Annotated in this window: 20 protein-coding genes; 3 read left to right on the forward strand and 17 right to left on the reverse strand. The window is 57.8% G+C overall.

Going from position 1 to position 19,133, the window contains the following annotated elements; genetic code table 11:
- Nucleotides 1–74: 74 nt before the first annotated feature.
- The 14 genes from Q0I65_RS07305 to Q0I65_RS07370 form a co-directional block, all read right to left on the reverse strand.
- Entirely contained in the window at nt 75–1,505 is a 1,431-nt protein-coding gene (locus Q0I65_RS07305; protein ID WP_296061781.1) for a hypothetical protein, read from the reverse strand.
- Complete coding sequence (locus Q0I65_RS07310) at nt 1,502–2,023, reverse strand: hypothetical protein (protein ID WP_296061785.1); 522 nt, start codon at nt 2,021–2,023, stop codon at nt 1,502–1,504. The genes Q0I65_RS07305 and Q0I65_RS07310 overlap by 4 nt, the downstream gene beginning before the upstream one ends.
- A 17-nt stretch (nt 2,024–2,040) precedes the next feature.
- Nucleotides 2,041–2,490: a hypothetical protein gene (locus Q0I65_RS07315; protein ID WP_296061787.1), complete on the reverse strand. Its 450-nt coding sequence runs from the start codon at nt 2,488–2,490 to the stop codon at nt 2,041–2,043.
- A 9-nt stretch (nt 2,491–2,499) separates the two neighbouring features.
- Entirely contained in the window at nt 2,500–2,772 is a 273-nt protein-coding gene (locus Q0I65_RS07320; RefSeq protein WP_296061790.1) for a hypothetical protein, read from the reverse strand.
- A 21-nt stretch (nt 2,773–2,793) separates the two neighbouring features.
- The gene (locus Q0I65_RS07325; protein ID WP_296061792.1) at nt 2,794–6,222 is read right to left on the reverse strand and encodes an FtsK/SpoIIIE domain-containing protein; all 3,429 of its coding nucleotides are present in this window, start codon (nt 6,220–6,222) and stop codon (nt 2,794–2,796) included.
- A gap of 1 nt (nt 6,223) precedes the next feature.
- Nucleotides 6,224–6,466 carry a hypothetical protein gene (locus Q0I65_RS07330; protein ID WP_296061795.1) on the reverse strand — a complete coding sequence of 81 codons (243 nt, stop codon included), beginning with the start codon at nt 6,464–6,466 and terminating at the stop codon, nt 6,224–6,226.
- Nucleotides 6,459–7,271, reverse strand: a complete 813-nt coding sequence (locus Q0I65_RS07335) for a ThiF family adenylyltransferase (protein ID WP_296061798.1) — start codon at nt 7,269–7,271, stop codon at nt 6,459–6,461. The genes Q0I65_RS07330 and Q0I65_RS07335 overlap by 8 nt, the downstream gene beginning before the upstream one ends.
- 341 nt (nt 7,272–7,612) lie before the next feature.
- Nucleotides 7,613–8,596: a Mov34/MPN/PAD-1 family protein gene (locus Q0I65_RS07340; RefSeq protein ID WP_296061802.1), complete on the reverse strand. Its 984-nt coding sequence runs from the start codon at nt 8,594–8,596 to the stop codon at nt 7,613–7,615.
- Nucleotides 8,571–9,035 carry a hypothetical protein gene (locus tag Q0I65_RS07345; RefSeq protein ID WP_296061804.1) on the reverse strand — a complete coding sequence of 155 codons (465 nt, stop codon included), beginning with the start codon at nt 9,033–9,035 and terminating at the stop codon, nt 8,571–8,573. Before Q0I65_RS07345 ends, Q0I65_RS07340 begins: the two co-directional genes overlap by 26 nt.
- 705 nt (nt 9,036–9,740) lie before the next feature.
- Entirely contained in the window at nt 9,741–10,403 is a 663-nt protein-coding gene (locus Q0I65_RS07350) for a recombinase family protein (RefSeq protein WP_296061808.1), read from the reverse strand.
- 277 nt (nt 10,404–10,680) lie between these two features.
- Nucleotides 10,681–11,109, reverse strand: coding sequence for a class B sortase (locus tag Q0I65_RS07355; protein WP_366513237.1), 429 nt, complete (start codon nt 11,107–11,109; stop codon nt 10,681–10,683).
- Between the two features lie 4 nt (nt 11,110–11,113).
- The gene (locus tag Q0I65_RS07360; protein WP_296061810.1) at nt 11,114–11,329 is read right to left on the reverse strand and encodes a hypothetical protein; all 216 of its coding nucleotides are present in this window, start codon (nt 11,327–11,329) and stop codon (nt 11,114–11,116) included.
- 561 nt (nt 11,330–11,890) lie between these two features.
- Nucleotides 11,891–12,568 (reverse strand): winged helix family transcriptional regulator, encoded by a 678-nt coding sequence (locus Q0I65_RS07365; protein WP_296061813.1) that lies wholly within the window; start codon nt 12,566–12,568, stop codon nt 11,891–11,893.
- A gap of 32 nt (nt 12,569–12,600) precedes the next feature.
- Nucleotides 12,601–13,944: a glutamine synthetase family protein gene (locus tag Q0I65_RS07370; protein ID WP_296061816.1), complete on the reverse strand. Its 1,344-nt coding sequence runs from the start codon at nt 13,942–13,944 to the stop codon at nt 12,601–12,603.
- A gap of 333 nt (nt 13,945–14,277) precedes the next feature.
- Here Q0I65_RS07370 and Q0I65_RS07375 point away from each other — a divergent pair, with 333 nt between their 5' ends.
- Genes Q0I65_RS07375 through Q0I65_RS07385 form a run of 3 tightly spaced genes read left to right on the forward strand, consistent with a single transcriptional unit; the run spans nt 14,278 to nt 16,598 of the window.
- Nucleotides 14,278–15,138: a MetQ/NlpA family ABC transporter substrate-binding protein gene (locus tag Q0I65_RS07375; protein ID WP_296061818.1), complete on the forward strand. Its 861-nt coding sequence runs from the start codon at nt 14,278–14,280 to the stop codon at nt 15,136–15,138.
- 29 nt (nt 15,139–15,167) lie between these two features.
- Nucleotides 15,168–15,917, forward strand: a complete 750-nt coding sequence (locus Q0I65_RS07380; protein WP_296061821.1) for an ATP-binding cassette domain-containing protein — start codon at nt 15,168–15,170, stop codon at nt 15,915–15,917.
- A gap of 3 nt (nt 15,918–15,920) precedes the next feature.
- The gene (locus Q0I65_RS07385) at nt 15,921–16,598 is read left to right on the forward strand and encodes a methionine ABC transporter permease (RefSeq protein ID WP_296061823.1); all 678 of its coding nucleotides are present in this window, start codon (nt 15,921–15,923) and stop codon (nt 16,596–16,598) included.
- Between the two features lie 23 nt (nt 16,599–16,621).
- Here Q0I65_RS07385 and Q0I65_RS07390 read toward each other — a convergent pair whose 3' ends face one another.
- The 3 genes from Q0I65_RS07390 to Q0I65_RS07400 all read right to left on the reverse strand — a co-directional run bounded on the left by Q0I65_RS07390 (nt 16,622) and on the right by Q0I65_RS07400 (nt 19,041).
- The gene (locus tag Q0I65_RS07390) at nt 16,622–17,032 is read right to left on the reverse strand and encodes a peptide deformylase (protein WP_296061825.1); all 411 of its coding nucleotides are present in this window, start codon (nt 17,030–17,032) and stop codon (nt 16,622–16,624) included.
- A 155-nt stretch (nt 17,033–17,187) separates the two neighbouring features.
- A complete protein-coding gene (locus Q0I65_RS07395) occupies nt 17,188–17,805 on the reverse strand; it encodes a sugar transferase (protein WP_296061827.1) in 618 nt (205 codons plus the stop codon).
- On the reverse strand, nt 17,806–19,041 hold the full coding sequence (locus Q0I65_RS07400) for a DegT/DnrJ/EryC1/StrS family aminotransferase (RefSeq protein ID WP_296061830.1): 1,236 nt from the start codon (nt 19,039–19,041) through the stop codon (nt 17,806–17,808).
- Nucleotides 19,042–19,133: the final 92 nt, after the last annotated feature.

The raw sequence follows: 19,133 nt of genomic DNA on the forward strand, positions 1-19,133 counted from the left end.
TATCCCATATTCGATTGTCAAAGTTCTATCTAAAAATGTCTCGGAAAGCCCTTGACATCATTTAGCTGGTCTTTCTACTTAATAAGCTTCCATCCGAAAATGCCCTTCTTAAATCTTTTGAGAGCATCTTTTGCCTCTTCACTTCCCTTATCCGATGCCTTCAGATAGAACTCGACCGCCTGGTTCGCTGCAGCTGGTAAACCGAGCCCTTTTTCAAACATAAGCCCCGTCAAATAGTCGACTTCGCCGGTTTCGTATTCGACGATCTTCTCGTTTCGAGCCTTTTCTAGTGACTGGCGCGCAAGATTCGGATTGTAAGTCGAAGTCCCCTCAGCCAGTGAAAGCCTCACCAGCGGAATGTATGACCAATAGATGTCATCCTCCATGGCACTCTTTAGACAAGCGGCAGCTCGTTCATTGAGCGAATCGTCTTTCGTCTTTAATGCTGCTTCGCCAGCATGCATTGCATCCCAAGTCGTTCCACCGTTTAGGTATGCTTTCTCATACCACTCGAAAGCGGCCCGCATTTCCTCGGGATTGGGAGGCCAAACTTCCTCCGCTCTTTTCTTGTGGAGATCCCCCAAGGTAGACATTGCTTGTTCGCACCCGAGATCTGAGCCTTTGGTCAACATTTGCTCCGCTTTCTCGGCATCTTCTGGATATCCATACCATCCGTACAGATAGTTGCTTCCCGCAATGTATCCAGCAAAGCCGTCGCCCGCCGCTAAAGCCTTCTCGTAGTATGCGATGGACTTCTCGGGAGCCTCTCCCAATCGAGTTTTCCCCTCATAAGCCCTTCCGAGACAGCGGAACAGACGTCCATCACCCATAGACTCCGCCATATCGACAGCTTTTTTCACAAATTCGGAGAATTGATCGTTGCTACACATGTTCAACCCGTTGTTGGCCACTAGATATCCGAGTGCCCGAGGATAATCAGATGCCTTCATCAAGAGATCGTAGGCCCTCTTCTTGTCCTCAGGCACTCCGTAATCGCCCATCGAGAAAACAAGAGCCATGCGATACGTGCTATAAGGATCGTTTTTGATTGACCCTCTCTGATACCATTTCAGAGCCCCTTCAGTACTCTTAGCATCTTTCGTCTCGCGAGCGCTTTCTAGACAGATGTCACCGAGAATTCCAGCCGCAGCCGCATAGCCATTCGCCCAGGACTTTTCCAAAAAATCTCTCGCCTTGCTAGAGTTAGATTCAACGCCCCATCCGAACGTATACATGCGCCCGAGCTGGTATGCGCTGTAGCTGCTACCAGTAGCTTCATATGCTTGTGCATAAGCCTCGAGGGCGGCTTTGTCGTCCTCATCTCTTCCCCTGCCGTAGAAGTAGCAGTCGCCAAGCTTCTCTAGTGAGGTCATGCTGCCGAGTCTAGCAGCCCTCTTAAACAGGTCGGCGGCTTTTGCTGGGTTGTAGGCGTCAGATTTCTCCTCCAGACACTCTTCTGCAGCATCCATGAGTTGCTTGATGGACATAGCGTCAAACTCGCTCATTGCACACCTCCGCTCTGCGCTTTTTCTAGCTCGCCTTCAAGTCGCTGCACCTCTTCGGCAACCTGACTCCTTCTTACGAAATCCATGACGATGAATACTGCCGCGCATGCGGAAACGATTGCCGGCACGAAAGAAGACATCAGTATTGACAGCAGGATGAAAATCACGCAAACAACGATAGGAGCGGGGCGAATACATCTGCCCAATTCGGCTTTCTTAACTTGAAGCTCGTATTCGATTGTGCTCATCGGCCGAGAGCTTCCACGCGATGCGGCATGGTCCGCCAACGAGGCATTTTCGCTCGCTTCCGAAGATGAACCCGCTCGTTGGCTATTGGTGGAATTCATCAACGGCGAGGAGGGAGGCCTCCTCGCCCCGCCGTACGACGCGCGCCTACCGGGAGTAGGCTGTTCGTTGAGCCTGATGCTCCCATCTTCTCCAATTAGTGGGTTCTGCCCCTGTTGTATTTCCCCCTCCGAGGAAATAATGCTTCCATCTTCGCCGATCCTGATTGACATCTTTCCTGAATCTTTCTCTACAATCGCCTTTTCGTCTTAACCTTTTGAGAAGACGTCTCCTCCGTAGCGGCATCTTCAAGAAGCCTCACTCCGTAATACGCCTCCAACGCTCCAGCCAGTCTCTCAAGCGACGCGCGTGCAGCGAAACAGTCTTCCGAACCGGCGCCGTTTGACGTAATCGACAGAAGGTTGTCTCTCGCCTCCCGATACCTTCCCGCCGCCGCTTCTAGCTGCCTCAACAACTTTGTCATGGCTCTTCGTTGTGCCTGGTAATCTTCAGATTCCCGATCGAGCCCCCAACCTCCTGCGCCATCTGCGGCATCCTGTATAGCCTTCGTGACGCTCGCATCGACTTCTTCGATTATTCGATGCGCGTTGGAGACGGCCTGATCAAGGATTTGCCCGTAATCAGACATGGCTTTGCCCAGCTCGAGCAGCTCTGCCGCCCTGTTTCCTGATTCCGCCATGGCCGTTTATCACAGCGTCGTGCTCAGATACTCTTCAAGCTTCGTCCTGAGCAGCTGCAGCCTGGTTATGCATTCGCTGAGCTTTGTCTGGTTCCCGCTCAGCTCCCTCACGGCATCGTCAATCACCGGGCCCAGCTTCTCGTATTGGGAGTCGTTCCATTCCAGCCCGACTGCCTGGTAATCTTTCCTAAGCGATTCGACTACCACCTGTTCAGCTTGGATGGTTTTGGTGATGCTCGTAATCATCCTCGTCATCGCTTCGACTGATGCGTAATTTGTCATCTTGCACCCACTCCTTCTTTCCTAGATCGTCGAAATCCGATAAGGCTTGAATATCTCGGGCTCGCTGCGCCCGTCGGTGATAATCGCCATGTTCGGCCTGAGCGTTTCCATCTGACCCAGCGCACCGCGCACTATCCTCTCGGCGTCATCCTCGCTCAGGGAGAAAACGATTCGGCTCTGCATGTTCGGCACGAGGTCGTACAGCCTTTCTCGCAGGGATGCGAAATCCGTTGTTCCCACAACGACGTTGATCCCGTACGCGTACCCGCGTTGGATGAGACGCTCGAGCTTTTCGATTCTTCTTACATCCCCTCCAGAAGCCGGACGTGATAGGCTACTCAATAATTCATCGAGCATTGCATCGGGATCATCCTCAACCCGCTTTCCGCCAAGCTCCTCGTCATATTGACTGTCGCGTCTCTCGTAAATCGCGAGGAATGCGTCCATCCATTGGTACTCGCTTATTACGAAATGAATCGTTTGATACGAGCCACCCTCGCTGCTTTGCCTCTCGATCATTATTCTGTATAACTCGTCGAGGAAGCGGAGGGCGTCCATATTGCTCTTCGCAACTCTGACGTCCTCGTGCCGGCCAGCACAGACCCTGGACAGGAGCTCGCTGCCCGAATCCCCCGAAATGGCACGACCTTCGCATAGGTACACGGTCGGATGCGCGCGATACAAGGCTTCGCCTTCAGAGCCTTGACGGTCTTTCGCGAAAAAGGCGGAGAACATGTAATTGGCTACAAGCGAGTCAAGCATTCCCGCGTCTCCGCCTGCAATAAGCAGGGTCGAGCGCATACGCCTGTTGACGTCGAGGACTACCGGGGAGCCGATCCTTATCGGCTCTCCCAGGAAGATAGGGATGCCCTTTGCCGCATCTGCAGACGAACTGATACGACGGCCCATCCCATCCCTGATGTCTGGAACGGTGTCGCTTCTGAAGACCCGCGTGCCCTCGATTGGGTTGATTGCCGAATATCGGTCCTCGATCGTTTTCAGAAGCTCGGCTCGCTTCTCCTTGTCGCAAAAGACTGCTCGGAATGCGCATGGTGGCAGCTTGAGGTCGTTTTCGGTCAGCACGCCGCTGCCCTTCTGGGAACCCATTAGGTCGTATGCCTGCTTGCCGAAGATGCCCCCGAACAGCTTTTCCGTCTCGTCCGCCGAGCACTGCAGGCCTATCCTTACATGCATTTCGTCCAGCGTTGATTGGTTTACGCTGAAATTGCCTGTGCGGATTCTGCCGAGGGTCTGCGTCGACAGGAGGAAGTGTATTCCGCAGTTCCTCGCTAGGGATATGAAGTCCGCCAGGAGAACCGATGACTCCCTTGCGGCACGCCTGTCGTGATCCTCGTTGAAGAGGGTCTGAAACTCATCCATCAGCACGAGTATCCGAGGCATGGCGTAACCCGTGGTCGTGCGGTATTCCTCGATATTGCCAACCCCCGCGCCCTTGAACAGTCGGTTCCTCTCGTCCATTTGCTGCATGAGCTCCCTCAGCACGCTTAGGCCGAATGCCTGCATGGCGTCGAGGGCCAGGAGCTTTAGCTGAGGGATTTTGTATTTCGAGTAAAGCTCGAACTCGACTCCGCTTTTGAAGTCGAGCAGGTAGAGCTGGAGCTCGTCAGGGCCATACTTCAGCAAGGAGGAGATGATGAGGGAATGCAGGAGGGATGATTTTCCCGAGCCCGTGGCGCCTATCATTAGGCCGAAATGGGATATGCCATTGCTCACTTCGGGTCCGAACTCCAATGAAACGAGAGTTCCATCGGGAGATTTGCCTATCGGTATAGCCAGCCCCCGCAACGTGCTTCCTTCGTGCCAGGAAGTTGCGGGGGAGACCGATTCGATATCCACGCTTTGCGAGAGCCTGTTCTTCACCTGCTCCTTCACGCGGGAAAGATCAGATGCCAGCCTCGTGTGGTCAACAGGCTCGTATCTGATTTCGACGCCTTTGCCGATGTCGATTGTATATTCGCTCTTGCTCGGCCATCCGATTACGGCATCGCTGCAGTCCGTCAGAAACTCAGTGGCCTCGTCTATGCTTGAAGCTTCTACATCAAGTGCCAGCAGGATGTTGACACCGCAGAACGACCCGTTTCGAATTATGCTCTTTATCGCTTCTGCGTCACGCCTGTCGACATCCTTGAGATTTGCAGACATGCATAAGGTTATAAGGGGCAGTTCCGCTGTATTGTCATCTTCGTTGAACTCGAAGACATCCCTGTATCCGATAAGCAGCCTTTGGTTCCTGTCGTCGATAACGTTGACCGCTCTCGCGAGAGCGTCGGATGCGGAATCCCTGTCTGTTATCACCCTCTCCCCGAACACCTCATGGCATTCCTTTACTCCCGCGAGGAACGGCTCGAAGACCTTCCTGTCACCGCTAGGGTTGATGAAGATGAAGGTCTGGCCGGGGGCCTGATTGGCTTCGAGTTCGGAGACGGCCAGCCAGTTGAGAGCCGGGCTCGTTGCCTCGGTGCTTCCGCACAGAATGACGCTGGACGCTTCTGCTCTATCCAGCAACGCAGGAACGCGGATGCGCCCTGACCCGTACCAAGGGCCAAACTGGTCTTCGACGACTTGCTCTATACCCAATAGCGCCGCCGAGAAAGGCCAGCCCTGGATTGCGTAAGAGTAGCTGCCCAGATACAGTTGCTGGCAAAGACCGAGGGGGATGTTGCCCTCTGCGGGCGCTGCCAGCTCCGAAAGCTCAGCCAAAGCAGCGATCGTGGCGGAGGGGATCAGCTCGTTAAGCTGCCTGCGCAGAAGCGCCTGGCTGGCCTCTATGTCGGCCCCCTCTTTCCGCTCGATTTGAATCAGCAGCTCGGTTCCCTCCGCCACCGCATCCTCGATTTGCATGTCTGCAGAAACCTTGTCCGATTCGGCCTCTGCCCTCTTGATGCCGGCAACGAGGGTTTCCGCACGTCGAAGAACGTCTTTGCTGCTTTTGTAGGCGTCGATCAGAGTAGTGTGGTTTCTTTTCGACTCTCCGCTGACAGCGCCGATCAGGCCGCTGATCCCTCCGGTGTTCGCGATCTGGCCGTAAGAGAGTTTTGCTTGCTCGGACAGCTCATGGAGTTTCTCTTGGCAGCGGTCGAGCGTTTCTATCGAATACTGCGGCTGTTGTATGTCCAAACATTCGGCTTCGGCGCATGCTTTCTGATACGCCTTCGAACTGCTGCGGGCGCTATCGTTGAGGTCCTTGATATACCGCGCGTATTCTCTGCATTTGGCAAGCATCTGCTCCAGTCCGGCATCCCGCTTGCGCTGGCGTTCGGCCAGATTGGACGCGATGCTCCGCCGGCTTTCCTCCACGGATTGCTCCACCTCGGCACGCATGCCGCCGTAGTAGGCAAACGTTTCGTTGCTTTGCGCCTCGCATCGCGCGACAAGCGTATTAATCGAGCTGATCAGCTCTGGAGTATTCTTGAAACTGAACCCCGCCATGCTATAAAACCACCTTGCGCATACAGGGATCGCTCAGTGCTTCCTCGAGTTCTACCAAGGATTTGAGCAGCTTGAGGCCGTCGAGCTTCAACGGTCTCATGTACCTTTCATCGAATTCTTTAATTTTCGGATCGCTGGGAGCGTCTGCCAGTATGGGCTCCCACTTGGCCCTCAGGTCGGCAAGCGCACAGCCTGCATCGACGCAGAGGATATGCAGTTCCTGGCATACACGCGAGTCACTCATGTCCGCCACCTTCCCCGCAGCAATCGCAGCCAGGCAGGGGGCTGACTTTCAAGGATGTGGTCACTTGCAATGGATAGCTGAATATCTCTGCCATCTCCCCGCCTATAGCAGGGTTGTTCGTGTTACAGACGAGCGTATACTGCTGGAGCTCGGGCAGCAGCCTCTGCGTGAAGCCGTCATTGCCAATGTTGAGGATGTCTATGGCGACCTTTATTCCAATATTCGTGACAAAGTCGATATCGGCGGCAATTCCCGGCTCGAAATGAACGTCTTCGAGGTTCTCTTGGGTCGTGTAGAGCCTTCTGCTGGCGGAGTTCCTGCCGTCGAACGACCCGTCGCCTAGAGCGCACTTGTAGCATGCCATTTTGGAATCGGGAAGCCAGTAGAAAATCTCTCCGGCGAACGCCCTCTCCCAGAAGCCGATGCTGAGGAAGGGCGCTGAATAGTACAGGCACAGGTCGCTTACGTACACGTCGGCCTCGCGATTGTCGGCACACCCGACGCACAGGGCTCGCTTCTCGCCAACCCATCGATCCCAGGATTCTTTTTGGACGTATTCTGCTAGCGTCGCGCAGACTTCCACTCGGGCCGTGGGGTTGATGTCCAGGATGCGGGCTCTAAGAGCATCGACCTTGAATTCCCCGACTTCATGGATGCCGCACTGATGCCTGCAGATGTTGTGATACTCGAGAACGTCGTTGTCGACAAGCAGGAAGTGGCCCACTCCGACACGTGCGAGCGTCAAGGCAACCAGGCTGCCTACCGATCCGCAGCCGAAGATGGCGACGGCTTTGCTCGCCATCATATTTGACTCTATCAAGCCGCTGTTTCTCGAGAACACACTCTGAACTAAATCGTACGCGTGCGCCTCGTACCTCGTGCCCCGGAATAAGACGGATCTTTCGTCGTTCTCATCTACGACGATGCGAAAGTCGTAAGTCGCACCGTCGCCTTGTCTGCATTCCGGATAGTCGCAACACCCCTTGAGAAAAGCCTCTCCGACAAGGGGAACGTCACAAGGGAATATATTGAGGATACCCGACGAGGGGTGAAAGGTCGCCCGCAGCTCTTCTGTGCAGCCCTTCTCGAGTATCTCGCTGGGTACTAGAGCCTTGTTGATTTGCCGTCTAGCATCCTGGGAGAGAATCATAGCGAAGCCTCCTTGCATGCCAGAGAGAGCAATCCAGGGTTGTAGAAATAGGTTTGCCCTTCGACCGCGAAGAGTATTCGCCCGTCATCTAGAGGACGGAAGCCCTCTATGAGTCTCAATGAATCCCCGTATCCGTCTTCCGCTACCAAAGAAAGCTGTCCGCAGCCATTCGGCTGGAGCGTTGTTCCAACGCCCCTGTTCTCGAGTTCTCTCACGTCGTCATCCAGAGCAGAAAGAACCAAGACGAAATCCTCGTCCATCCATGTTTCGACCGTCCCGACTTCAACATTGGCCATATCCGCCATAGAGCGCTTCGCCAGGAAGGCCTCCAGGGCCTCGCGAACGGAACTCGCATGAATCTGGTCGATACGATTGTCAGTCTCACATGAAGCCAGAGAACTGATGAGAGCCCTCTCGATTTGAAGCATCCTGTTGGCGGCGTTCGCATACGGTGCTTGAGTTTGGTCGAGGTCGCGATCAAGCACCTCGTAGGGAATCTTTTCGTAGCGCAGAGGCTGCGCCGTAACTTGATAGACCGTCAGCCTGAAATGGGGGTCTATGTTCACCAATGCAGAAACGGCACCATGCTTGCTCAAGGATGCGTACTTCAAATTTGTCTCATCATCCGTTGCCGAAAACCTGTCGAACGAGCCGGGATGACGATGCCACAGCCCTATGAGGTCAAGTTGCTTGTCGTATATTCTCGACACCTTGTTTATGAGGTGGTTGACGTAGTCCTGGTCGTATTCGAAATACGCGGTCTCGAAACGAGAGGACGGACCCGGATCGACGCTTTCGACCACCTGCCAAACGCCATCGTCCCAATAGCCGAGCAGCACGCCGCCCGTTTCGGTCCGAACCTCATCTAGGACCTCCGAAAGCAGCGCCGCGTAGGCACGGGCGGAAAAGATGACTTTTGGTTTGCGCTTGCTAGATGCCAAACGGCCGCCAAAGTTAGTAAGTATGCTCGAAGACTTCATCTCCAAGATCTCCTTCGAGCCACTCTTCGACAATGAAAATCCACTTGGCAGCCCATCCGAGCGCTTTCGCGGCAGAGGTCGCGACGTTTCCTGAATCGACATCTTCGGGCCTAGCGGTGCACATGTACAAATCACCGTTCGCATCGCGCAGCACGTGAGGCAATGACCCCGCAGCCTTGTAAAGATCGTTCAAGTCCGGCTTGACCGAGTAGACCCTAAGGGAGCCTCCGTAAGTGTTGTTGTGAGGGTGGTTATGATCGTACACGACCATAAGAGTCCAAACCCCGCCAGAGCTCCCGCGTGGGTTCAAATCACCTACCCAGCAAATCCTTCCATCATCAAGCTTCTCCAACGTGAAGTTGGGAAAATTCTCACGCATGGCAAGCTTTTCCGCCTCAAAAAGCTGCGGGTTCCTTTGATACCAATAGAATCCACTCATTTGTCGCCCCTAAGCTAGTTTGCCTTCAGGGGCTTTGAGAGTCTTGCCCTCGACAGCTTCGGGGTCCGTCGGCTCAACAACCTGGCCCGAGTTCGTGACACGGACCTCTTCTCCCTTGCGCAGGCGTTCAGCTATCTCTTTTCGTTTTGCCGCAGCTGCATCGGCATCCGATGCAAAGCGAACTAAAGGGGCACCTATCATTTTTTCTCCTTGGGGTTAAGCCTGTTGTCGTCTCGGAGCGGAGACTGCCCCGATAGTGTTAAACAGAAGTCAAAAGTACTTTGGCTTACCTATTTGCATGACTGCTACAGCAAAGGCGACTGGCAGCCACCCAGGCTTTTCGGTCGTTATCTTATGAGTTTCTTGACTTTTTGCCCGATGGAGGCAGGGCTATCATTTTCGTCATAGCCATACGCCTTCAACAGTTGAAGAAGCTCGTCGTACATTCCGTATTCGGCGCATTTCTTAAGTCTCTCAAGCTCACTGCGCGAGAGTCGATTGATTATCTGTTCCAGAGTCAACGTCGCCACTCCTTTCATACTACTTCCCTCCGCAAACGTAGACGTTTGCGGAGGGAAGTAGTATGATTCAGCCCAATAGTGCATAGCTGGGACTTTATGTTTCATCTAGGGCTAATAATCTCGATATTATGAGTGGCCGCAAACGTCTACTTTTATGGCTATCGCAATGGTCTCATAAAGCCATTCATGTGCGTTTTTGTTCCGATGGTGGCTTGAAATCAATGTCAACAGCACCGTCGGAATTGACCATATCGTCCTCTTTCAACCATTTTGAAAAAGTGGTCGTACCTATCCGAAGCCTCGCCGCCGCTTCTTTTCTTGTTAGTGATCCGGAAAGGAAGGCGGATTTGGTAGCAGCGTAGTTTTTTGGGCGCCTCTTCGGAGGCCTCCCGAAGCGGACACCCCGCGCTTTCGCCGCGGCTATGCCCTCGGCCTGGCGCTGCTTGATGTTGTCGCGCTCGACCTGGGCGACGTAGCTCAACAGCTGAAGGACAATGTCTGCAATGAAAACTCCTGTCAGGTTGTCCTTCGTCTCCCTCGTGTCGAGCAGCGGCATGTCGATCACCACGATAGCGGCTTTCTTGACCTTCGTTATGAAGCGCCACTCGTTCAGGATCTCCTCGTAGTTCCTCCCGAGCCTGTCAATGCTCTTGACCACCACAACGTCGCCAGGCTTGATCTTGGAGACGAGCCTTCTGTACGCCGGTCGCTCGAAATCCTTCCCGCTAGCCTTGTCGGCGAATATGGCCTTCCTGTCGACCGGGAATCCGGACAGGGCGACTATCTGCCTGTCGAGATTCTGATCCTTCGCCGACACGCGGGCGTATCCGTAAACCCTTCCTTCCATGTTCTGGCTCCTTTCCGCAGCGGTCCGGCGCGATCCCCTCGGAAATCGGGCGCGGATTTCCGCGAAATGCCGGGGCTGGGATCCGCCGCAACGTTCGCAGTTTTCTGACTCGATGGCATCCGTTCGCGATGCAGCGAATATTCTCCGCAAAAGACCCCGTCCAGATCTGCGGGCAGAACTCATCGCACGTCATCGCTCATCGACCCCACCTTCAGGCAGCACCATGCGAGGATCGCGTTGCACATGAGGAACATCCCGAATACGAAGAGAAGCGCCTTCATCCCTTCTCACCTCCTTCGATCGCGTAGACCACCGTCCGCGAGTTGGGCGTCTGGTAGCTGCACGTCGCGAAAGCCCAGACCTTGGCACCCGCAAGGTCGGCCTCCTCGAGCACCAGGTCGCTGCGCGATATCCGCTCGCCGAGGAAGGCGGCCCGCTCCTCGTCGCTTTCGAAGGAGACGCGGACCCTCTCGTCGTCCGCGTCCACCACGTCCACGGCGACGACGCGCAGCTCGTGGGCCCCTCCGTCGGCGCGGGTGCGGACGAGGATGGTCCGATGTGCCTCCGCGTAGCCGCGGTCGGAGAAGCGCGCGAAGTCGGCGAACACGCTGCCGTCGTCCATATGGTGCCCGTAGACGATCGAGAAGGGGGAATCGGGCGAGCAATCCCAATCCAGGTAGGGGGTGCCGTAGGCGCCCTGCCCCAGCGCGTCATCGTATAGGTAGCGGTTGGGGGCGCCTGCCGTCGCTGCGCTCGTTGCGGCCTGCGCCGCACATCTGCTGGGCCTCGGAGTCCATCAGCGCGTTCATCACGCTCCCCAGCACCATGCACGCGAACTCGCGCGCGTCGCCGCCCTCCTGCCAAAACCTCGCCATCTCGCGCACCTCGTCGCGGCCGAGGTGCAGTACACTCTCCTCTTGGGACATCGCTCTTCCTTTCATTCGTCACCTTCATTACTCCAACGACGAATTCTAGGCGGCGTCCCTGCCCTTTCAAAAGAGGGCAGAGGCGGGGCATGCCCCGCCTCTTACACCACATCTCTGCGCGCTACCACCCAAAAGTCCAACTCGGACGAAATAGCCAAGCTTTGGCGTCAATCCTGAAGGATAGCGGAGGCGACATGGCACGAATCGAGAGCTATCCCTCAGGAAGAGACCCTTTCGCGATTTTATTACACGTCGAGGGGGCATTTCTGGCACAAAAACCGAGGCATCCCACGGAAGAAATCAGAGCTGGAAGGCAATTTCAATTTGAAAGATCTCGCGACCTGGGATTTCTTGTTGAAGGCGAGTCGCTAGATTGAAGCAACCTCCCGAGTTGGACCTTTCTCCGTGGGATACCTCGGTTTTTGTGCCAGAATCTCCCTTTCGAAGTGAACTTTTTCGAAAACGCCTCGGCGCTCCTCAGATAATCCCCAAGGCACCTCAGCGCACCGCATATAAGCCAGCAAGCGCCGCTAGGCTTTCCCGCCTCTGGGGCGCAAGCGCCTATGCGCTCCAGAGGTAGCCGACGCCGCGCACGGTTTCCAGACGTTGCGCCAGCTCAGGGCCGAGCTTCGCGCGCACGCGCCTCACGTGGACATCGACCGTGCGGCTGCCGCCGTAGTAATCGAAGCCCCACACACGGCGCAGGAGCGCATCGCGCGAGTACGTGCGGCCCGGATGCGTCACCAGAAACGCGAGCAGCGCGTATTCCAGGTACGTGAAGTCGAGCGGCTCGCCGTTCACCTTCACCTGATAGGTCGCCAAGTTGATCGTCATGTTGTCGACCGAGATGTAATCGGAGGTAGAGCTCTCGTTGCCGGGCCACAAAAGCTGGCGAATGCGGGCGGCGCACTCCTCGGCGGACGCGCCGTGCACCACGAAGTCCGCCTTGATCTGCACGGGCAGGCGAAACTCGGACAGCTGCGCCTCGTTCACGATGACGAGCATCGACGTGGAACCGTCCTCCACCAAAAGCGACTCGGCCTGCGCCACCGTGTCGAGCGCATCGCCGCGCGCCTCGTAAATCACCAGGTCATGCGATGGATGCTGGGCGAGCAGCTTCTTGAACTGCGCAGACGAACCTGCCACCACGTCGACATCGAGCCCCGAGAGCACGGACTGGAACTTATGGGCGTTGTCGAGACTATCGGCGATGAAAAGAACCGTCTTCCTCTGCATCATGGCTCAACCTTTCCCGCATGCAGGGCGCGCATCTAGAGGACCTCAAGGTAGCGGTTGCGTTCCCATTCGGAAACGGTGCCCTGGTATTCGTTCCACTCGGCTCGCTTCGTCTCCACCAGGTAGCCGTGGATGTGCTCGCCGAGCGTCTTTTTCATGAGCTCGGACTCGGCGAAGAGCTCCACCGCCTCGCCGAGGCTCTCGGGCAGCGTGCGGACGCCCTGCTTGCGCAGGTCCTGACGCGAAAGCTCGAACAGGTCGAGCCCCTCGGTCGGATCTTGCAGGGGCAGCTCCTCCTCGATACCGGCAAGGCCCGCGGCGAGCATGCAGGCGAACGCCAGATACGGGTTCGCCGCCGGGTCGGGGTTGCGCAGCTCCACGCGGCACGCCACCTCGCGGTTCGGGCGATACGCCGGGATGCGCACGAGCGTCGAGCGGTTGCGGGCGCCCCAGGAAATGTAGGTAGGCGCTTCCCCGCCGGAAACCAGGCGCTTGTAGGAGTTCACGTACTGGTTGGTGATGCAGCAGAACTCGGGTGCGTACTTCAAAAGGCCGGCGATGTAGTGTTTCGCCAGGTCGGAAAGGTTGTAGCCGAGCGGATCGTTCGGATCGAAGAAGGCGTTGTTGCCATCGAGATCGAACAGGCTCTGATGCACGTGCATGCCCGACCCAGGGGCATCGGCCAGGGGCTTGGGCATGAACGACGCGTACACGCCGTGCTTCATGGCGATTTCCTTCACGACCAGCTTGTAGGTCATCACGGCGTCGGCCATAGAAAGCGCGTCGGTGAAGCGCAGGTCGATCTCGTGCTGGGAAGGGCCGTTCTCGTGATGGGAATATTCCACCGGGATGCCCATCTTCTCCAGGGTGAGCACCGTGTCGCGTCGCAGGTCGGAGGCGTAATCGAGGCTCGTCAGGTCGAAATACCCGCCGTGGTCGAGCACCTCGGTCGAATGCTGGTCCTTAAAGTAGAAGAACTCAAGCTCGGGCCCTACGTTGAGCACGTAGCCCATGTCGAGCGCGCGCTGGACCTCGCGCGCGAGCACCTGGCGCGGGTCGCCCTCGAAGGGCTTGCCGTCAGGCGTGCGGATGTCGCAGAACATGCGCCCCACCGCGTTGCTCTCCGGGCGCCACGGGAGCACCTGGAAGGTCGAGGCGTCGGGGAAGGCGAGCATGTCGCTTTCGCGCGTGCGGCAAAAGCCCTCGACGCAGCTGCCATCGAAGCCCATGCCGTCCTCGAAGGCGTTCTCGAGCTCGCTCGGGATAACGGCGAACGACTTCATGTTGCCGAGCACGTCGGTAAACCAGAAGCGGACGAAGTGGACATCGCGGCTCTTGATGGTCTTGAGCACGAAATCTTGTTCCGGATTGGATGACATGGCATATGCTCCTTGCGTTCGATCGTTCTCGGCGGTGTGCCCCGCACCGCGCAAACGCAGCTGCACCGCAGGCCGCGCCTTGGAATACCTTCCAATTATATCGGGTCATGTTTCGATGGGGTTAACAGTTTCGCGAAGCTTCGGCCCCTCCCCTTCACCATCGGCTAATTCTCTCTCGGGCAGAGCGGCGTTTTCGATATATCGCAAATTACGATAGCCAGGCATTTGTTTTTCGAACTACCACTTACCCCACGCTCGCGATACTATGGAGAACGTCGAATGGAAGCGAACGCGTTCCCCCGAGGCAACGCGTCCCAGGAAAGGACATCATCAATGGCAATCAACTTCAAGAAGAAGAAAGCGGCGCTCGTCGCAACGCTCGCCCTCGGCGCGGTGCTCGCGTTCGGCCTGGCAGGCTGCGGCGCGCAGGGTGCAAGCTCCGACAAGTCGGCAAGCTCCGACGACAAGACCATCACGGTCGCGGCAACCCCCTCGCCGCATGCGGAGATCTTAAACGACGCCGTGAAGCCGCTGCTCGAGAAGGAAGGTTACACCCTCGAGGTGAAGGAGTTCACCGACTACGTGCAGCCCAACACGGTGACCGAGGAAGGCGAGGTCGACGCCAACTACTTCCAGCACATCACCTACCTCAACAACTTCAACGAGGAGAAGGGCACGCATCTCGTGAGCGTCGCCGATGTCCACTACGAGCCGTTCGGCCTGTACCCGGGCAAGACCAAGAGCCTCGACGCCCTGGCTGACGGCGCGACCGTCGCCGTTCCCAACGACGCCACCAACGAGGCGCGCGCGCTGCTGCTGCTCCAGGATGCCGGCCTCATCACGCTGAAGGACGACGCGGGTATCAACGCCACTACCAACGACATCGTCTCCAACCCGAAGAACCTCCAGCTCAAGGAAGTCGAGGCTGCAACGGTTCCCAACATCGTCGCCGATGTCGACATCGCCTGCATCAACGGCAACTACGCCATTCCCGCGGGCTTCAAGACCACCGACGCGCTCGCAACCGAGTCCGCCACCTCGCTCGCCGCTGAAGCTTATGCGAATGTCCTCGTCGTGAAGGATGGCAACCAAGATTCTGATAAAATCAAGGCTCTTGTGAAAGCACTCACGTCCGACGAGGTTCGCACCTACATCAACGACACCTACGCCGGCGCTGTCGTCCCCGTGTTCTAAGGGACGCCCACAAAGGAGTTAGAAAGCGAATGATAGAGCTAGACCATCTGGAAAAGGTCTACCTCGCTCGCGAAGGCTCACATCGTGCCCTGCATGATGTGAGCCTTACCATTGGCGAGGGGGAGATCTTCGGCATCATCGGCCAGTCGGGCGCAGGCAAGTCAACGCTCGTGCGCTGCATCAACCTGCTCGAGCGTCCCACGTCGGGGCGCATTCTCATCGATGGCGTCGATGTGACGAACTACCAGGGCCGTGACCTGCGGCGTCTGCGCGAGGGAATCGGCATGATCTTCCAAAGCTTCAGCCTGTTCCAGCAGCGCACCGTGCTCGACAACGTGATGTTCCCGCTCACCATTCGCGGCGAGAAGAAGGATGCCGCCAAGAAGCGCGCCCTCGAGCTGCTCGAAGTGGTCGAGCTCGCCGACAAGGCGCAGCGCTATCCGAGCGAGCTTTCCGGCGGCCAGCAGCAGCGCGTGGCGATTGCGCGCGCCCTCGCAAACAACCCGCGCATCATGCTCTGCGACGAAGCCACGAGCGCGCTCGACACGCGCACGACGGTGTCGGTTTTGAACCTGCTCGCGAAGATCAACAAGGAGCTCGGCGTAACGCTCGTGGTGATCACCCACTCCCTTGCCGTGGCGCGCCACATCTGCGACCGCGTCGCCGTGATCGACGAGGGCGCCATCGTGGAGGAAGGCCCGACGCGCCAAGTGCTCGAGAACCCGCAAAGCGAGGCCGCCCGCGAGCTCGTTTCCTTCGACAGCCTGGAGGTGAAGTAGGCCATGTTCGATTTCTCCGCCTTTTTCGCCCAGTACGGCAACTTGTTTTTGCAGGGCACCATCGACACGCTCGTCATGACGTGCGTGGCCACCATCTTGGCGTACGTCATCGGCATCCCCCTTGGCATCCTTTTGGTGGTGACCAGCCCGAACGGGTTGCGCCCTAACCGCGTCGTCTCGACCATCGTCGGGTGGATCGTCAACATCGGCCGTTCGGTGCCTTTCATTATTCTGCTCGTCGCGCTCATCCCGTTCACGCGTTTTATCGTAGGAACCTCGCTCGGCGTGCCGGGAGCCGTCGTGCCCCTCGTGGTGACGGCCGCGCCCTTCGCCGCACGCATGGTCGAGCAGAGCCTTGAGGAGACCGACAGCGGGCTCGTCGAGGCAGCTCAGAGCTTCGGCGCTTCCACCTGGCAAATCGTGTGGAAGGTGTATTTGAAAGAGACGCTGCCCTCGCTCGTGCGCGGCGCGGCCATCACGTTCGTCACGCTGTTCGGGTATTCCGCCATGGCAGGCACCGTGGGCGCCGGCGGCTTGGGCGATATCGCCATCCGCTACGGCTACCAGCGCTTCCAGACCGACGTCATGATCTTCGCCGTGCTTTTGTGTGTCGTGCTCGTCATCGTGTTCCAGGCGATCGGCGACGTGACCGCGCGCAAGATCGACAAGCGCCGCAGGTAGAAGAGCGGGAACGGGGCGCGCCCTTAGATTACGACCCCGTTGCAGTGGTCGATCTCATGCTGAACGATTTGCGCCTCGAAGCCCGAAAACGACTTCTCGCGCGGTGCGAACGACGCGTCGAGATAGGCGACCTTAATACGCTTGAAACGCGTGCAGGGGCGTGTGCCCTCAAGCGACAGGCAGCTCTCCTCGGTTTGATACTCGCCCGACGCCTCGATGATTTCCGGGTTGTACATGAGCACCGCGCCGCCCGCGCACGCTGCCACGATGATGCGCTTGCGCACGCCGATCATGTTCGCCGCAAGCCCCACGCATTCGTGCGCATGCGCCGCAAGCGTGTCGAGCAAATCCTGCCCGACGGCAGCATCGAGCGGCGTGGCATCGACACTCGGAGCCGAAAGCAGCACAGGCATCTTCACGATAGAGCGAATCATCAGGAATTCCTTTCGAATGGTCGAAACGCAAAAAGCAAAAGCTCAGAGGCAGCTGGGGCGCTCGAGAAGGAAGGCACATCATACCTGCAACTTGGCCAATCCCTGCGAGCACCGACCTTAGCCAGGGGTTTGCTGGTAGCTTCCTCGGTTGGCGTCTAGTTAGCTTCCTTCACGCCCCCGTCTTCGGGCTCCACATAGACGCCGTCCTGCTTGAAGATGACGTAGAACGTGCGGAAGAACACCTTCACATCGAGCGCGAAGGACACATGGCGCACGTAGTACACATCAAGCTTCAAGCGGTCGCGCCAGGGCAGCGAGTTGCGCCCATAGACGGCGGCATAACCCGTGATGCCAGGTTTGACCAGCAGTTTCTCCCCGTCATCACCCTCGTAGAGCTCGGTTTCGCGCCGCAAGTCGGGGCGCGGACCCACAACACTCATGTCGCCTTTGAGCACGTTCAAGAACTGAGGCATCTCATCGATCGAGGCCTTGCGCATGAAGGCCCCGATGCGCGTCATGCGCGGGTCATCGGCCCCGTTGTAGGTCGACCCGTCCTCCATCACCAGGTCAGGCGCGTTCACCTTCATCGAGCGCAGCTTGTACATCGTGAAGTCGCGGCCGTCCTTGCCCACGCGCGGCGCGTTGTAGAAGATGGGGCCCTTGTCCTCAAGGTAAATGAGCGGTGCGCAAATCGCCACGATGATCAGCACAAACGGTAGCGCGATCAAGCCGATGACGGTGTCGCAGACGCGTTTTCCGAAGCGCAGGTACATCTAGCGCACGCCCTTAGCGGAAAGCCTTGCGAACACCTCGTGGCACATTGCGATCACGTAGTCCACGTCGTCATCGGAGAGCTTTGTGTGCAGGGGCAGCGTGACCTCGTTTGAGAACTGCGCGAGCGCGTTCGGGAAGTCGGCGATGTCGAAGCCAAGATCTTTGTAGGCAGTGAGCAGGGGCAACGGCTTGTAATGCACGTTGCAGGCGACGCCTTCCTCCCCCATCTCGTTGATGAACGCGTTGCGGAACTCCTGCGAGGCGCCCTCGATGCGCGCGAGCATGAGGTGCCCCGACGACGCGAAGTCATCCCCGTAATGCTTGATGAGGGCAAACGGCAGGTCCGCCAGCCCGCGCTCGTAGCGCTCGACGAGCTCGCGACGGCGCGCGAGAAGACCTGGGTAGCGGCGCAGCTGGGCCAAACCGAGTGCCGCCTGCAGGTCGGTCATGTTGCACTTCCAGCCGCAGAATGCCACGTCGTATTCCCATGCGCCGACGCGCGTTTTCGCGAGCGCGTCTTTCGTTTGGCCGTGAAGCGACATCAGCATAAGGTCGCGATAGAGCTCTTCCGAGTCGAGCCCGGGGATATCGCGCCAGGTGAGCGCGCCGCCCTCTGCCGTGGTGAGGTTCTTCACCGCGTGAAAGGAGAACGATGTGAAATCGGCCGCCTGTCCCGAATGAAGGCCATGGCGCACCGCACCGAGCGAGTGCGCGCCGTCGGCAACGATGGGCACGCGATCGAAAAGTTCCTCGCGGGGAGTGCGCGGCCGCCACTTGCCGCTCACGCTCTCAAGCGCTGCCCGCAGGCGGTCGTAGTCGCACATGACGCCCGCCACATCGACGGGAATGACAGCGCGAGTCTTCTCGGTGACGAGGTCCGCCACCTGGTCGTAGTCGATCTCGAAAGAGCCAGGCGCTACATCGCAGAGCACGGGGGTTGCGCCCACGTGCACAATAGGGCTCGCCGAGGCGGTGTAGGTGTAAGCGCTCGTGATGACCTCGTCACCTGGCCCGATGCCGAGCGCGCGCAGAGCGCATTCGAGCGCCGCCGTCGCGGAGTTGAAGCAGGCAAAGCGCGTCGTGTGGCTGAATTCCGCCAAATCGCGCTCGAACTGCTTGGTCTTCGGCCCGGTGGTGATCCAGCCGCTTCGGAGCGCATCGGCCACCTCGTCGATTTCAGCTTGAGAAATATCGGGAGGGGAAAAGGGAATGTTGCGCTTCACGTTCACGAGCATGCCGTCCTTTCGTCACCCCTTCGCGCACGCCGCCGCTCTGCCGCGCGCGGTCATGGGCCAACAGATTGAGCGCACGTGCGCCCAGGTTACTT

This window comes from uncultured Ellagibacter sp., from assembly GCF_934643285.1.
Classification (GTDB): domain Bacteria; phylum Actinomycetota; class Coriobacteriia; order Coriobacteriales; family Eggerthellaceae; genus Ellagibacter.

What these genes read in the sequence shown, in the direction of transcription:
- Q0I65_RS07305 (WP_296061781.1), bottom strand. Translation starts at nt 1,505, where the DNA reads ATGAGCGAGTTTGACGCTATGTCCATCAAGCAACTCATGGATGCTGCA.
- Q0I65_RS07310 (WP_296061785.1), bottom strand. Translation starts at nt 2,023, where the DNA reads ATGTCAATCAGGATCGGCGAAGATGGAAGCATTATTTCCTCGGAGGGG.
- Q0I65_RS07315 (WP_296061787.1), bottom strand. Translation starts at nt 2,490, where the DNA reads ATGGCGGAATCAGGAAACAGGGCGGCAGAGCTGCTCGAGCTGGGCAAA.
- Q0I65_RS07320 (WP_296061790.1), bottom strand. Translation starts at nt 2,772, where the DNA reads ATGACAAATTACGCATCAGTCGAAGCGATGACGAGGATGATTACGAGC.
- Q0I65_RS07325 (WP_296061792.1), bottom strand. Translation starts at nt 6,222, where the DNA reads ATGGCGGGGTTCAGTTTCAAGAATACTCCAGAGCTGATCAGCTCGATT.
- Q0I65_RS07330 (WP_296061795.1), bottom strand. Translation starts at nt 6,466, where the DNA reads ATGAGTGACTCGCGTGTATGCCAGGAACTGCATATCCTCTGCGTCGAT.
- Q0I65_RS07335 (WP_296061798.1), bottom strand. Translation starts at nt 7,271, where the DNA reads ATGATGGCGAGCAAAGCCGTCGCCATCTTCGGCTGCGGATCGGTAGGC.
- Q0I65_RS07340 (WP_296061802.1), bottom strand. Translation starts at nt 8,596, where the DNA reads ATGAAGTCTTCGAGCATACTTACTAACTTTGGCGGCCGTTTGGCATCT.
- Q0I65_RS07345 (WP_296061804.1), bottom strand. Translation starts at nt 9,035, where the DNA reads ATGAGTGGATTCTATTGGTATCAAAGGAACCCGCAGCTTTTTGAGGCG.
- Q0I65_RS07350 (WP_296061808.1), bottom strand. Translation starts at nt 10,403, where the DNA reads ATGGAAGGAAGGGTTTACGGATACGCCCGCGTGTCGGCGAAGGATCAG.
- Q0I65_RS07360 (WP_296061810.1), bottom strand. Translation starts at nt 11,329, where the DNA reads ATGTCCCAAGAGGAGAGTGTACTGCACCTCGGCCGCGACGAGGTGCGC.
- Q0I65_RS07365 (WP_296061813.1), bottom strand. Translation starts at nt 12,568, where the DNA reads ATGATGCAGAGGAAGACGGTTCTTTTCATCGCCGATAGTCTCGACAAC.
- Q0I65_RS07370 (WP_296061816.1), bottom strand. Translation starts at nt 13,944, where the DNA reads ATGTCATCCAATCCGGAACAAGATTTCGTGCTCAAGACCATCAAGAGC.
- Q0I65_RS07375 (WP_296061818.1), top strand. Translation starts at nt 14,278, where the DNA reads ATGGCAATCAACTTCAAGAAGAAGAAAGCGGCGCTCGTCGCAACGCTC.
- Q0I65_RS07380 (WP_296061821.1), top strand. Translation starts at nt 15,168, where the DNA reads ATGATAGAGCTAGACCATCTGGAAAAGGTCTACCTCGCTCGCGAAGGC.
- Q0I65_RS07385 (WP_296061823.1), top strand. Translation starts at nt 15,921, where the DNA reads ATGTTCGATTTCTCCGCCTTTTTCGCCCAGTACGGCAACTTGTTTTTG.
- Q0I65_RS07390 (WP_296061825.1), bottom strand. Translation starts at nt 17,032, where the DNA reads ATGATTCGCTCTATCGTGAAGATGCCTGTGCTGCTTTCGGCTCCGAGT.
- Q0I65_RS07395 (WP_296061827.1), bottom strand. Translation starts at nt 17,805, where the DNA reads ATGTACCTGCGCTTCGGAAAACGCGTCTGCGACACCGTCATCGGCTTG.
- Q0I65_RS07400 (WP_296061830.1), bottom strand. Translation starts at nt 19,041, where the DNA reads ATGCTCGTGAACGTGAAGCGCAACATTCCCTTTTCCCCTCCCGATATT.